Origin of the sequence: Acetobacterium bakii (assembly GCF_001263355.1) — a bacterium.
Taxonomy (GTDB): domain Bacteria; phylum Bacillota; class Clostridia; order Eubacteriales; family Eubacteriaceae; genus Acetobacterium; species Acetobacterium bakii.
In genome coordinates, this window is record NZ_LGYO01000003.1 from 1 (window position 1) to 14,809 (window position 14,809).

General features: G+C 38.3%; 16 protein-coding genes. 15 read left to right on the top strand and 1 reads right to left on the bottom strand.

Translation table 11 applies throughout. From position 1 onward, the window contains the following. The 3 genes from istB to AKG39_RS19920 form a co-directional block, all read left to right on the top strand. Positions 1–498 (top strand): IS21-like element helper ATPase IstB (gene istB / locus AKG39_RS00635; protein ID WP_201780229.1); only part of this gene is annotated, 498 nt, incomplete at its 5' end. Continuing rightward, the gene (locus tag AKG39_RS00640) at positions 495–848 is read left to right on the top strand and encodes a hypothetical protein (protein WP_050738428.1); all 354 of its coding nucleotides are present in this window, start codon (positions 495–497) and stop codon (positions 846–848) included. The genes istB and AKG39_RS00640, both read left to right, overlap by 4 nt. Positions 849–1,385: 537 nt before the next feature. Continuing rightward, the gene (locus AKG39_RS19920; RefSeq protein ID WP_050738429.1) at positions 1,386–1,589 is read left to right on the top strand and encodes a hypothetical protein; all 204 of its coding nucleotides are present in this window, start codon (positions 1,386–1,388) and stop codon (positions 1,587–1,589) included. A gap of 1,049 nt (positions 1,590–2,638) precedes the next feature. On the opposite strand, the gene AKG39_RS00650 is transcribed toward AKG39_RS19920, so the two are convergent. Then, positions 2,639–2,950: a hypothetical protein gene (locus AKG39_RS00650; RefSeq protein ID WP_126981246.1), complete on the bottom strand. Its 312-nt coding sequence runs from the start codon at positions 2,948–2,950 to the stop codon at positions 2,639–2,641. A 168-nt stretch (positions 2,951–3,118) separates the two neighbouring features. Here AKG39_RS00650 and AKG39_RS00655 point away from each other — a divergent pair, with 168 nt between their 5' ends. The 12 genes from AKG39_RS00655 to AKG39_RS00705 all read left to right on the top strand — a co-directional run bounded on the left by AKG39_RS00655 (position 3,119) and on the right by AKG39_RS00705 (position 14,584). Continuing rightward, positions 3,119–6,445 (top strand): RICIN domain-containing protein, encoded by a 3,327-nt coding sequence (locus tag AKG39_RS00655; protein ID WP_160316123.1) that lies wholly within the window; start codon positions 3,119–3,121, stop codon positions 6,443–6,445. Positions 6,446–6,476: 31 nt separating this feature from the next. Further along, a complete protein-coding gene (locus AKG39_RS00660; protein ID WP_050738432.1) occupies positions 6,477–6,833 on the top strand; it encodes a hypothetical protein in 357 nt (118 codons plus the stop codon). 58 nt (positions 6,834–6,891) lie between these two features. Next, positions 6,892–7,080 (top strand): RHS repeat-associated core domain-containing protein, encoded by a 189-nt coding sequence (locus tag AKG39_RS19630; RefSeq protein WP_126981245.1) that lies wholly within the window; start codon positions 6,892–6,894, stop codon positions 7,078–7,080. A gap of 188 nt (positions 7,081–7,268) precedes the next feature. After that, positions 7,269–7,622 carry a hypothetical protein gene (locus tag AKG39_RS00665; RefSeq protein ID WP_050738433.1) on the top strand — a complete coding sequence of 118 codons (354 nt, stop codon included), beginning with the start codon at positions 7,269–7,271 and terminating at the stop codon, positions 7,620–7,622. An 11-nt stretch (positions 7,623–7,633) separates the two neighbouring features. Then, positions 7,634–8,014: a hypothetical protein gene (locus AKG39_RS00670; protein WP_050738434.1), complete on the top strand. Its 381-nt coding sequence runs from the start codon at positions 7,634–7,636 to the stop codon at positions 8,012–8,014. Between the two features lie 411 nt (positions 8,015–8,425). Beyond that, on the top strand, positions 8,426–8,788 hold the full coding sequence (locus AKG39_RS00675) for a hypothetical protein (protein WP_050738435.1): 363 nt from the start codon (positions 8,426–8,428) through the stop codon (positions 8,786–8,788). Between the two features lie 634 nt (positions 8,789–9,422). Then, a complete protein-coding gene (locus AKG39_RS00680) occupies positions 9,423–9,620 on the top strand; it encodes a hypothetical protein (RefSeq protein ID WP_126981244.1) in 198 nt (65 codons plus the stop codon). Then, a complete protein-coding gene (locus tag AKG39_RS19635) occupies positions 9,602–9,802 on the top strand; it encodes a hypothetical protein (RefSeq protein WP_126981243.1) in 201 nt (66 codons plus the stop codon). Before AKG39_RS00680 ends, AKG39_RS19635 begins: the two co-directional genes overlap by 19 nt. A gap of 452 nt (positions 9,803–10,254) precedes the next feature. After that, a complete protein-coding gene (locus AKG39_RS20620) occupies positions 10,255–10,389 on the top strand; it encodes a hypothetical protein (protein ID WP_278277890.1) in 135 nt (44 codons plus the stop codon). Positions 10,390–10,781: 392 nt separating this feature from the next. Beyond that, positions 10,782–11,630 carry a sce7726 family protein gene (locus tag AKG39_RS00695; protein ID WP_050738439.1) on the top strand — a complete coding sequence of 283 codons (849 nt, stop codon included), beginning with the start codon at positions 10,782–10,784 and terminating at the stop codon, positions 11,628–11,630. 12 nt (positions 11,631–11,642) lie between these two features. Then, positions 11,643–12,608, top strand: coding sequence for a sce7725 family protein (locus AKG39_RS00700; RefSeq protein WP_050738440.1), 966 nt, complete (start codon positions 11,643–11,645; stop codon positions 12,606–12,608). 692 nt (positions 12,609–13,300) lie between these two features. Further along, the gene (locus tag AKG39_RS00705; protein ID WP_050738441.1) at positions 13,301–14,584 is read left to right on the top strand and encodes a hypothetical protein; all 1,284 of its coding nucleotides are present in this window, start codon (positions 13,301–13,303) and stop codon (positions 14,582–14,584) included. The last annotated feature ends 225 nt before the right edge of the window (positions 14,585–14,809 follow it).

Here is a 14,809-nt window from a genome sequence, read left to right on the forward strand (position 1 = left end):
GAATCCTTAGAGTGTCTGGATTTTATAAATGATCGGGAAAACCTCATATTTATGGGGGCTGTGGGGACTGGAAAATCCCATTTAGCATCAGCGCTGGCACTCAAGGCCTGTCAGAATGGCCATCAGGTCAGGTTCTATACCGCCGCACGCTTAGCAAATATTCTATATGAAAAGAACAAAAAAGGTCAGTTCGAATCATTCATTAAGTCACTGCAAAAGCTGGGACTTCTGGTCATTGACGAAATCGGTTTTGTGCCCCTGCATATGGAAGCAGCGGAATTATTATATCAGGTCATTGCCGATTGCTACGAGCGTCGAAGCGTCATTGTGACAACCAACCTGGAGTTTAGCCACTGGAATACCGTGTTTATTGGTAAGAAGGTCACCGCCGCAATTATTGACCGACTGGTCCATCATTCCCATATCCTGATTTTCAGCGGTGAAAGCTATCGTCTGGCACAATCCATGAAACGTGCCGGGAAAAAGGTGACCGAATGATCTTAACGAAGGCTTACCTGAAAGAACTGCAGCAACGTTATCAGTTTGAAATGGATGCGCTCCTGGCTAGGTATCTTTTGGCAGAATATGAGGTTGAGCCGTTTCCCCATGTATACTCAGAGCAGGACCTGTATGAGCAAATACGTAAGCTTGTCGATCAATACCAGCAAGGGTCACTGAATGTTCAACTAAAATCCCCCAAACAGCGACTCAAAGAAAGATACGAAACACTGCAAAAAATTCATCTGATTCTTTTGAGTGAAAATACCGCTCTTAATGAGGAAATAAGTCACCTCAAAAAAATATTATCGCAAAGCGGTTTGATGGAAGCGAACGAGCCCTTTTTATAGGTTTTATTCCCTTCGATTAAAAAAATAATGAAATGTTCCTGGCAAAAAGTATTCAAAAGTTGTGCAGGTGGTACTCTGATAAAAAAGAGATTGGACGACCATCTGCTAATGAATAAAATTGGGTTGACAAGTGCACAACTTTTCGAGACCAAACGCTAAACTTTTCAGTTGACAAACACACTAGTGTCAATCTGCAAAAAAATGCACCTACTTCTAGTCGATGTATTTGTAAAAATTTGCTTACATTAATATTGATTTATTCTTTAACTTAACAGGAAATTGCGAAAAAATAAAAAGTTCGCGATTTGCTCAATATGGGCCATTCTATCAACTGTGGTAAGCAAAACTTGACGATACTGTAGATCGTTTGAAAAAAATGACTTGGGAATCTAGTAGTGCGCAGAGCTATTACTATCGGAGATCAAATGAGTTGCCTAGATCCCGATAAAGGCCATATAATCAATCCAATCGGATATTTTTAATGGAAATAGAAAAGTAGGGTGATAATAACATTTGTATAAGTGATTACAAAATTTGATGTGGAGAGACGAATCACAACCCCGAAGATTTACCGAGGATGGTTATATTTTTATAACCATAGAATTATGGAAATGTGCACTGGTACTTCCTAATGTAAATCTTAAAAAGGGGACGCCGGAGTATGAATTGGTAAAAGGTGCATTGCTTTTGGTAGTTGCTTCAATTTTATTGGGAGTAATTGGATATAACTTTTGGTTTTGAGATTTATCAAATAAATTAACATTGATCAGCAGCAACTAAGTTGCTGCTGATCTTATTTTCATAAAGCGTTTTAATTTACAGAGTGATTCTGGTCAAATTATGGGTGGAGTATTATTAACAATTGCATCATATAAGGGGAACTGTACCGGAGCTGTTGAGAAGGCGAACGTTCGTGAGGGATGCAACCGACTTTTGCCCACATCAGAAATAAAATTTAGTTAATAAATGGTTGTCGAAATGGCTTAACAGTGAGATTGCAATGAGTAGAATTAAATAGAACACTGACAAGCATTTGAGAAAAGAGATGAAAAGTGTCTTAAAAATGTCGTATTCACCATAAAAATGGCTATAGTATGCCATTTACCTACTGTTTCGTAATCAGTAGGCCGGCGGTTCGATTCCGCCCGCTAGCTCCAGTAAAAAATAATATTTAGTTAAAAGAATGGCTTTAATTAGCGGTTCTTTTTTTTATTTTTTGATTTTAGTCTCCACCTAAAGTATGACCGACTGTGAAAAATCAAAAAACTCTGGCTATTTCTGGCTATTTTACCCCTATTTTCTGTCGTACTTGTATCCGACTTTTTGTCGTACTTTTTTTACGACAGTTAGGGTAACGAATAAATTTGCGAAGGACTGTCAGACAGTCGGCCATTCATCTTCGAAATAAAGAGCTACATAGCTTCACCAGAAGAAATGAAGCTCCACTCCAGATTGTAAATGATCAACAAACTCATCATCTAAAGGTAATTGTCGCATGGACGAAAATTTTTAGTCTTATCAATAATGTATTTTCCTTCACACTTAACCGCTGCATTCTTAACGGAAATGGTTTTCTTTTGAAAAGTCTAAAACAAAGCGATATTTTTCTTTAGTGTAGGTCCGCAATTCTTTTGGATTACTGACCTAGCCTTTCTTAATTTTTGGCATTGGGTTTTTATCGATCAGATCATTATCAAAAGCAGAGGAAAATATTGCATTGGCGATAAGATGGAGTTTATCCATTTTAGATTTACTAATTCCGGATTGGGAACTGAAAAAAATCTGGAGGGCTAACGGCGTGATCGATTCCAATATTTTTTTCCAAATGCTGCCTGTAAGACCTCTATGTTTGTTAAATAGGTTTGCTTACATGTATTGTCATTGATTTGTTCTTTTATTGTTTCCAGCCATATTTTTGAAAACACGGCGAATGTATAATGCAGAGTGTTCCTATTTTTTGACTCAGCATCTTTCATAAATTCAAGATATTTTTTTTCGGCCTCACGTTTGTTTTTGCCATAAAACGATTTTCTTATCGGCTTTCCTTCAATAAGTTTTGATGTCAAAATGCAAATTCCTTTCCCAAAAATAGCTTTATGCACTTAGTTTAGGATCATATTTTCTTTTGAATCAAGTTACCAGCAAGTTAGAAATAAACACTATGTAGTAGTCAAAATAAGAGAAGGGTGCTTATTTAGTGCTTCAAGATTTTTGCTTTTATAGATTTTATAGTAATGGTAAGTTACCAGCAAGTTAGATTACCCCTAAAGATGAATTTGGTAACCCCACGGAGTCGGTCATTTGAGCATATCAGCCAATTGGCTTCGCTTATTTTAGGAAAAACCTATTTTATCCGGCAGAAAACATCGGGCAAATACTTGGATGTTACCGGCGGGATTGATGCCAACGGCACCAATGTGTGTCAGTTTACATTTAATGGGTCAAATGGCCAAAAATGGAAAGTGCTTGATGGCAAGCAGGGTTATATTGTTTTACAGCCGGCATGCGCTCAAACCCGGGTGCTGGATATCTATGGCGGGGTTGACGCTGAAGGAGCCAATGCCGCCATTTATGAGAAAAACGGGTCCGAAGCACAGCGCTTCAAACTCAAAGTGCTCTCGGACGGAAGTTATCAAATCGCGGCCAAATGCGCCGGTGATAAAAAAGTCCTGACCAACTTTGGAAGTTATACCGCAGCGGGGACCAATATCGACATTCGCGGCATTGTCGGTGAGAACCTCAGTCAAAGCTGGTATTTTGAACCGGTTGAGACCGGCGTAGATGTGTCAGATCCGCCCACGAATGGGAACACCTATTTCATGCGTACCCGTCACAGCGGGCAGTACTGGGACGTATCCTATAAAGCGACCGCCAATGATTCACCGGTTGTACAGTATTATTTGAACCGGGGCGATAATCAGCGTTATCGGTTAGAATTACTGGAAGAATCGGAAGGAATAAAATATTTTTATATTCGTCCACTGCATGCCCTTAATAAAGTCTTAAAAATAAACAGCGCGAATCAACTCGTATTGTCCGATCCCGTGAACGATGATCGACAGAAGTTTGCATTTACACAAAATGCAACAAATAAAACTTACCGATTGACGATTAAAGCTCCGAACGGCGGATTCAACACCCTGGGTGTGGCCGCAGGATCCTACAGCGGTGGTGCCGCCCTGGATGTGTATACCGATCAGCAGGCCGAAACCCAGCAATTTATTCTGGAAGCAATTAGCGATACCATGGGCGCACAGCTGACCTATACCGATGACAAAAGCAGGGTCAAAACGCTGACCGATACCAATGGCAAGGTCAGCACCTTTAATTATGATGCCAATAACCAGCAGCTGTTGTCCATTGCCGAGCCCGGCAACCGGTTAACGCAGTATGCGTATGAGGCACAGACGCAGCATCTGTTAAGTGTTGGTACCAAAATGGAAGACAGCACCTTGGCGCAAGTCCAGTTTGGCTATGAGATGAATCGGATCGCTAAAATAACCCGCAATGGTTTTGACTATGATTTCGCGTATGACGCCTTTGGCAATGTCACCACCATTAAAGTGGGGGGGAGCACCTATTTAACCAATGACTATGAACCAAATAACGGCAATCTCAAAAAAACCACCTTTGCCAATGGCGCCGTGGTTGAAAACAGCCGGGATAAAATGGGGCGGCTGATCAGTCAGAATGCTACCCCGCCCGGCACCGGACGCTGCCAATTCCGAACCGTCTCTGATACCATGGGAAATGCCATCAGAGAAATCGATGCGACTACCGGGCGGCTCTTTGAGTACGAATACGATTTAATCGGCCGGCTCATCGGCATTGAACGCACCGGCAGTGAAGCTACGATCAAAAAACAGCAGCTGCGCCGGGCCTATGACACCAAAAACCGGGTGGACTACCTGACTGGCATCGTGGACGGGGTAGCGACTAAAACCCAATATGTCTATGGTGATGGCTTAAGCGCCGGATCCCTGTCGGAACTGATTTACCAGGTGATGGTCAATGACACCAAACGGGTAGAATGCAGCTATGACAATCTGGCAAGAGGCTATACCCGAAAGCTCAACACCGCGGTACCGTTTACGACCACCTACCAGATTAAAAAAGGAACCGCACCCGGAACCACAACCACTTTGGTTGAAAGCATCACCAACGGCGCCAGTACCCTGAGCTATACCTACGATGTTTTTGGCAATATTCTGACCGTAAAGGAGAATGGATCGTTAAAGATCACCTATGTCTATGACATGCGCAACCAGTTAGTTTCGGAAACAAATCAGTATTTGAGGAAAGAAATTTCATACACCTACGATACCGGCGGGAACTGCTTGACCAAAAAAGAAACCTTATTGGACAGTCCGTATACCGTAACGACCATCAGCTATGGTTATGACACGATCTGGAAAGACAAACTGACCAGCTATCTGGGACTACCTATCGTTAGTGATGCCAACGGCAATCCGACCAGCTATTATAACGGCCTGGCATTTAACTGGGAAAAAGCCCGGGAACTGGGATCCATCACAAAAGGCGGGGTGACAACAACGTATCAATACACTGCCAGCGGCATCCGTCTGGAAAAAGACACTGCCGGGGTCAAAACTCAGTTTTATTTGAACGGGTCACAGATTATGACCCAAATCTCCGGCATTGACCGTTTTGATTTTTATTATGACGAAGCCGGACTGCTATTTGGCTTTCGGTACAACGCAAATGATTATTACTACATCCGCAATATTCAAAATGACATCATCGGCATCGTTGACGCTGAAGGAAAAGTTGTGGTAAACTATTGCTATGATTCTTGGGGTAAACTCATCAGCATCACCGGGGACTACAAAGACACCGTTGGGTTAAAAAACTCATTCCGGTACCGAGGCTATTACTATGACAACGAATCCGGGTTCTACTACCTGAACAGCCGTTATTATGATCCGGAAACCGGACGCTTCATCAATCCGGATATCATTATGGGTGTGGGTGATAAGGATCCCATGGCTTATAACCTATTTGTCTACTGCAACAACAATCCGGTGAATCGCCAGGATCCCAGTGGGCGTTCATTGAGTGATCTTTGGAATTGGATTAAAAGTACGGTTAAAACAATTTTGAAGATGATTAATAATGTATTTGAACAACAACAAAAAAATGGTCAGGGACAAATACACAATCCATTTAACGGAGAAATTAGTGGAGGCGGTGGCGGCGGAAACTCCGGGAATGCCGCTGCTCGCTCAGCTGATATTGGACGAGATGTGTTTGAAGGAGGAACCTCAGAGAGTATAGATACTGCATTGGAGTTTGCCATAGCTCCGATTTCACCGCAAATTACAGTAAAAAGTTTTTCAAAGGGCTTAAAGGTTGGACCGATTGCAGCAATGTTTTATGCAAATGATATCCGATTAAACTATGAACAGTATGCGGGGAATAATGACAATATTGCAATAGCAAATTGGATTGATACTGCGGTTCTTGTTGCGGGAGTGGGCGTTGGTGCACTATTGGCGACATCGGCACTGCCTATCATCGCAGTTGTAACGAGTGCAGTTGTAATAGCGTTGTTATTGGATGGACTGCAGATCAGTTAGAAAACAGATTAATAGAATAAAAGGAGTAAAAATGGAAAGATCAGTGGTTATGGTTGGGGCATTAATGCTTGTTACGATATGGCTTGTTGTAGACTTGATAAAGAACAAGGGTAAGAGCATGACAAAAATTGTAACAAGAGCTACGATATTTTTTATAATAGGTGGCTGGTTGTTGTATTTAGTTTTGTATGGCAATTTACTAGCCAATGTCCCTAATAATGGAGTATATCAAATTTTTATCGCGGTAGCATTTCTTGTTATGGTAGGATTATTTGTAGCACCACATATAAATCTAAAAAAAGGGACACCGGAGTTTCAATTGATAATTGGATGTATCATTTTCTTATTAATTTCAGCTGTTGCTATTACCATATTAGCTTTAACGTAATCTTTAAAAAGATGAACACATATTTTCTGGCAAATTTGCTTTGAGGTTTACTAAATAAATGAATATTGATCTGCAGCAACCAAGTTGCTGCGGATCTTATTTTTATATAGACGTAAGCGAAATGAATCCCATGGCCCACAACTTATTTATCTACTGCAACAACAATCCGGTGAATAACCAGGATCCCAGCGGGCGTTCCTTTGAAGCTATCTTTAACCGGTTTAGAGAAAAATTAGTACGGTTGTAAATTGGGTTAAGAGTATTATCCAACCACAAAGCACTCCAAATGGTGCTGGTAGCGGTGGATGCGGAGGCGGAGGCTCCTGGGGAGACGACGATTATCCTAGCAGTGAAGGAATTAGCGGCGGCGGTGGCAGCGGCGGTGGCGGCGGTTCCTGGAATGGTCCTAGCAACTCGACTGATATTGGACAAGCTGTGTTTGAAGAAGGAACTTCATACTGCTTTGATGGAGCGTTGGATTTTGCGAAATCACCGATTACCATTCAAATTGCAGTAAAAAGTTTTTCAAAAGGTTTAAAGGTTGGACCGTTCGCAGCAATGTTTTATGCAAATGATATCCGATTGAACTATGAACAGTATGCGGGGAATAATGACAATATTGCAATTGCAAATGCAGTTGATACTTTTGTGCTTTTTGCAGGTGTAGCTGTAGGCGCAGTATTAGCAACATCGGCACTGCCTATTGTCGCAGTTGTAGCGAGTTCAATTGTAATAGGCGTTGCTATTGGATGGACTGCAGATCAAATAGAAAACCGATTAATAGAATAAAAGGAGTAAAAATGGAAAGATCAGTGGTTATGGTTGGGGCATTAATGCTTGTTACGATATGGCTTGTTGTAGACTTGATAAAGAACAAAGGTAAGAGCATGACTAAGATTGTAACAAGAGCTACGATATTTTTTATAATGGGTGGCTGGTTGTTGTATTTAGTTTTGTATGGCAATTTACTAGCCAATGTCCCTAATAATGGAGTATATCAAATTTTCATCGCGGTAGCATCTCTTGTTATGGTAGGATTATTTGTAGCACCACATGTAAAGGTTGAAAAAGGGACACCAACTTATGAATTGATAAAGGGAGCACTAATAATGGTTGTTATATGCATTATTGCGCTTATAATATTGGTAAGTTTGGGACCTGAATATATTAACTCGCTTTGAAATCTAATTATTCGTATTAATTAAAAAATAGTGAAAAGGACGCACCGAAAAACAATATTTTGATGGAAATCGATGCGTCTTTTAACGATATAACATTTTAGATAAAGGAGCATTGCTTTTGGTAGTTGCTACAATTTTAATAGGAGTAATTGGTTATAATTTTTGGTTTTGAGATTATCAAATAATGAATATTGATCAGCAGCAACCAAGTTGCTGCTGATCTTATTTTCATTAGGCGTTTTAATTTGCAGAGTGGTTCTGGTCGAATCGTAAGGAGTGGGTGTTAGTGCACTATTGGCAATGTCGGCACTGCCTATCGTTGCAGTTGGAGCGATGGCATTAGTTACAGGAGTAGCAATATCATTAGCTGCCGATGAAATAGAATGTACATTAATTGATTAAGGAGAGAACATGGAAAAATTAGTGTTTTTGGGCGGCTTATTAGCAATTTATGCTGTATGGCTTGTTATTGACTACATCAGAAACAAAGGAAAAAGCATGCCTAGGGTTATGCTACGGGCGATCATTCTTTTCTTCCTGATCGCAGGGTTTCTTATATTGGTAAAGGCTGACATTCCTATTTTGATCAATTTTGATAATAGTGCATTTATTATTATTACATGTGCAGTATTACTTGTTATGATAGGGTTGTTTGTTGCACCACATATAAATCTTAAAAAAGGGACGCCGGAGTTTCAATTGATAATAGGATGTATCATTTTCTTATTAATTTCAGCTGTAGCTATTACCATATTAGTTGTTACGAAACCTTGAAAAGATAGTCGTTGTATTTTCTCTCGAATTTGATATGATATTTATCAAATAAATGAATATTGATCTGCAGCAACCAAGTTGCTGCAGATCATATTTTTATAAGGCGTTTTAATTTACAGAGTGATTCAGGTCGAATTATTGGTGGAGTATTATCACCAAATGCATAATATAATCGGAACGACATCGGAGCTATTGATAAGACGAACGTTCGTGAAGGATGCAAGCGACTGTTGCACACACCAGAAATAAAATATAATTAATAAATGGTCGTCGAAATGGCTTAACTGTGGGATTACAATGAGTAGAATCAAATAGAATTTAGTAGAATACTGACAAACATTTGAGAAAAGAGATAAAATGTGTCTTAAAAATGTCGTAAACGGTCAAAAAATGGCTTTAATATGCCATTTACCTACTGTTTCGTAATCAGTAGGCCGGCGGTTCGATTCCGCCCGCTAGCTCCAGTAAGAATAGCATAAGAGAGCCGTTTGGTTCTCTTTTTTTATTGCATAGAATGTGAATAATTCTGAAAAACCCATGATCTGGGGATTATTTGGGGATTATTTACAAAGTAAAACAGCTCTATAACCGCAGTTGCAGAGCTTTATTAGTGTTCTTTATTAAAAAAAATTCCATGGCTGTGCTAGCGATTGCATCAGCAGAATTAATCGGACGGCTCATCGGAATTGAACGAACAGGCAGTGAAGCTACTATTAAAAAACAGCAGCTGCGCCTGACCTATGATGCCAAAAACCGGGTGGACTACCTGACCACTGACCAACATAGTGGTCAGGTAGCGACTAAAACCAGTATGTGTACGGCGATGGTTTAATCGCCGGATCCCTGTCGGAACTGATTTACCAGGTGAAGGTCAATGACACTAAACGGGTAGAATACACCTACGACAATCTGGCATGGGGCTATACCCGAAAGCTCAACACTGCGGTACCCTTTACGACCATCTACCAGATTAAAAAAAGGAATGGCATCAGGAACCACAACCGTACTGGTTGAAAGCATCACCAACGGAACTAGCACCCTGAGCTATACCTACGATATTTTTGGCAATATCCTGACAGTCAATGAACATTTATTAGAATAAATTGATATTTTGATGATATAACATTTTTAATAAATATCCAGTAAACTGATAAAAATTGGTATTCTGTCAAAAAATATCATGATGGCTTTATTGAAGAACATCATCCCGATATTCCGGCTACAACCTGATTAATGGCCTTCGAGGATGAGTATTTCGGGTGCGATTTACCAACCGAACCGGAATTTTGTGGTTCAAACGCAAATTTCCGTTTTTAGAACTTTTATTAAATTGAATCTCAGAAATAATGCGATCTTGCTGACATGGAGTTTGAAATAAACGTTAAAATGAGGAAAAACCTGAAATAGAGCCAGCTCATCCTTCTTAATGATAATATCCAGTTCGAAACATTAAAACTAAGGAAGAAATGATAAAAGAGATTCTTGAGTTAAATGTGGAAGGTAAAAATCTTACTGAAATTGCAGAAATCACAAAATTATCCAAGCAAAAGGTCAATTCGGTATTAAATGAATACGGCAAAAATGAGGAAAAGGGTGCTTAACAGTGAATAAATCAAATTTATTTTTTTCAATTACCGGTCAATACTCTGAAAATCCAGGATCATGCGCAATTGTAAATCACATTTGAGTGGGTGTGGGATGGTGGGCAAGATTCCCGAAAGTTTGCAAAGGCGCTTACGCGCATTTGTAAACTTTCAGATCTTGCTTTCCCTAGGCGGGAAAGTGAAGTATGGGGGACACCCCCAAACCCTCGTTGGTGACAAAAAACTTTTCCAGAAAACAGAGAAATTCTGTTCAATACATGTTGAAAAAATTTATATCTAAAAGATAATCCAAGTGATTGAAGAATAATGGAAAAATAACTTTTGTCTAGCAAGTCTGATTGATTCTAATTTTGATTAATGGTATTATGATATAGGAAAGGAGGATTCAAATGAATTATGACAATTATCCCATACTTTCTCGAGTCTTCACCAGATCAGTTCTGAAAAGTTTTACTACTGGTAGAGATTTTAATGATGTTTATAATCTTGCAGTGAAGTTGTTTATTTCTGAACCAAAAAAAAACACAAATAGAGATAATTTTGAATTATTGTATCGTATTCTAAAAAATGATTATCGTAATGAATATTATTATAAAAATACACTTCTAAATAAGTTGCTTCTTGGCGTCCATAGCATTAACACAACTACTGCATTAACAGAATTGCCAATTGCCGGATCAAAGGCGGACTTTATGTTGATCAATGGAAAAGCTGTTGTCTATGAAATAAAAACAGAGCTTGATAATCTCGCCAGACTTGATAGCCAAATCCAAAACTATTACAAAGCATTTAATCACGTTTGTGTTCTGACATTCGAAAGTAATGCAGATGCGCTATTTAAGAAATACAAAGATAATACTGTAGGCATTTATGTTATTACACCGAAAGAAACGATTCGTAGAATTAAAGAACCGCTTGAAAACAATGATGATCTATCCGTTGAATCAATGTTCTATATATTAAGAAAGTATGAATACGAGAATATTTTATTTAAGTATTTCGGTTATTTGCCAAAGACCTCTCAATTTAAATATTTTGAAGCATGCATGAATTTATTCCATGATATTGGTACGAAAAATCTGAATGAAATGATTCTTTGTGAGCTTAAGAATAGAAATCATGTCACAAGTGATAAGTTTAACAATATTCCAAAATCATTGAAAGCGCTAAGTTACTTTAGTGAATTGACCCCTGCTCAATATGATAGATTAGATTCAAATTTAAAACTATATTATTAGGAGGCCATCAAAATGTATTTTCCGTACTTACGTGGTAAACAAGAAGAATTGTTAGCATTACAGGGATTGCTTAAAAATAAACGTCTTTCAAAAAAAATTATACCAGTGATCGAACCTGTTAAATTGAGTTCGACTTTTATAAATACTCTACAGCTTTTTATTGAAAAAGAACAAAAAATATACATTGTTCAAAATTCTTCTGTTGGTAACTTTGATGATGATTTAAACACTAATATTATTGGCAATGAGGATGAAAAAGAGAAACGGAAAATTGAAATTCTCATCGAAAATAAAAATAAATATGGCCAGTATTTATCAAATAAAAATATAGGATTAGCCTATCTTTATTCAAATGATGATATTGATGTTATAAGGAAGACAAGCGAAAAAAACAAAATAGCGTTAATATTCATTGATGATGACCAAATTGAGGATTTTAAAAGTTTTGGTTTGAGTGACGTAAACATTGAAATGCTATTTGTACCGGAAGTTGGATACGAGGATGAATTGGACTCTTTATTAGTAATTTTCAGAGACAGATTTAAAAAGGCGCCCCGTAATTCAGACTATCAGGAAAACGATGATGAATTTTTTTCAAAGGATAATTTAATTTACTTAAGAAATGATTATTTGGGGTTTAGTGATTACAGCATCGTTGGAAAGGGGTATGATGAGTCAGGGTTTTCTCCATATGCGATTGCGATACATATTGTGTATTTGAATATCGATACATCTTCTTTTAGAATAAGACACTTTGTTTCGGATACTAATCATAATGTAAAAAACCCGGCATTGAAGTTTTCTGAAGCAATGGAAAAACTGTTGGATTGGTTAAAGGAACATTCGGACATTCAAACATTAGGATTAGATATGTTAATTTCGTACTTTGAGAACGAAAAATACCCCGGATTAGGTTCAGTTAAGCGGTATTCTATTATGCATCACTTGGAGATAGTGGGTAATCTACTGGATTCATAGTCAGTCAGTCAAAACTTAGGAGAATTTTTTTAAAGATAGTTCAGCGAGAGATTACTTGCTTGGAATATAGAAAATTAATTTCTCATACCTTAGTTCACGAAGTTGTAAGGAGATGTTTACGCGTCTCTTTTTTATTTTCAAAGAGGAATAAAAGAAATGAAAAAATCCTGTATTCCCGGATTTTGTAATAAGAACGCTTGCTATCCCCTTTAATATGAAATTCTTGTCACGTTGATACAATTTTAATATAATGTAGTGTAGTGTATCGATGCTAATTAGAACTATTATCATCTTATCATCGCTTGCGCACACTGATGATTTAGGCGTTCGCAGGTATAAGGATTAGGAATTATAAAAATTGTTTCGTTGCAACACCATATTTACAGAATAGATAGCTCAAAAAATTTGCTGCATGATCAAGACTGATTAACAATCTGTTGTTAATCAGTTGAATTACGTGATTAGGCGGAGACCGTTCTCACTGTGGGCACATCAGCAAAGCTTTCTTCTCTTCGTTTTTTTGTGGTATGTCATATTTGCTCAGAGTTATATTAGGGGAATATAGCAAACGAAACGTCCCCACGCCTTCTAAAGGGATGTGAAACGTTCCCTCGTCATAAAAATAGATATCAGAGGAAATTTGAATAATTTACAACTTCTTATACAAAATAGAATAGGAGGGAAATTACTATATGGAGTATGTCATTATAGGAATTCTTGTAGTTGTGTTATCTGTGGGCGCAGTTCTGTTCTGGAAAAGCAAAAATACTGAAGCAACATCAAATGATATTGTAATTATGAATTGGGACATCGGGTTAGATAATGTTGTTCCGACAGTAAGTGAAATGAATCAGCTTAAGATTCATTTGGAGCAATTACCTGCTGAAGCTATACCAGATGAAACAAAGCTAATGGAAATTACAGATAGCAAGGTTTTAGCACGTGTTAACAATCTGGTGCCAGAATTATTTAAGGCAGGTACGGCTGCTGGGAATGTAATTCAAGAAAGTGGACAGGTATTGTATCAGGCTATTATCCCGGTTGGCGCAAAACTTGCAAATTCAAAAGATATGGTTGGCGCTGCGCGTGGTATTTATCATGGCGCCGAGGGAGTCAAAGGCCATGCTAATCTTGTTGCAGTTAATAATAGTGTTAATGTTACAGCGAATGCGGCTGCATCTGCAATGGGTGTAGCCTCAATAGTAGTCGGACAGTATTACATGACACAAATCAACGCAGAGCTTGGTGAGATTAATGTCGGGATATCTCGGATTGTAGATTTTCAGGATAATGAATACAAAAGTAAAGTGTTTGCTTTGGTAGCGCAGATAAAGAAGGTAGCTATGTTCCAAGTTGATATTCTGGAAAACGATGAACTAAGACTGAGTGAAATATCTAATCTAAATAGTTGGGAACAAGAATGCATTCAGTTGCTAGGTCATGCCAATCTCACAATAGCAGGTTTCACAAAGAAGAATGAACTTAATTATGATGAGTATGAAAAAAAACTTGGTGAAGCTCAGAACTGGTATGTATATCAAAAAACATTAATGGAAATATTAGCTAAAATCGCAGAACTGAAACACACATTGCATCTTGGTGCAGTTTCAAGAGAACAGTGTAATGCATTACTTCCTACCTATTCAAAACAGGTGAAGGGTGCTTTGGCGCAGTTAAATGCATGGCATCAATCCCAGGTTGAGAAGTTGGGAATTAATGTTCATGCAAGCAACAGAAAACGAGGTGGCTTTGATGGATTTATACATATGATTCCGGGATGGATTGATGAAGAACATAACTTCCGTTCAATATCAGAAAAAACCGTGAATAAAATTATTACTCAAACCAAAGGATATGATATTCCTCGCAAAGCAGATAACGTAGATTTATTCCAAGAAGACGTTAGAATAATCGCTAAGGAAGGAAAGATATACTATTTACCACAAGAAAGTACAGAACGAGTAATAGCTCAATAAGAATTGATGTCAATGCTATTCTTTGTAATGGTATTATAAAGGGACGTTTCGACTATCATGTTATGAACAGCGAAAATCAGAATCGTGGGAACTGTTTGTTGAAAAAAACCATTTTAATTTGAGAATTTCACCATGAAAATGGTGGTAGTGTCCGTCAATTGAGCCGTGTGCTGAGTTTGGGCAAGATGATGGTGGAGTAGGCATTGAAGAGATAAGCATGACGCA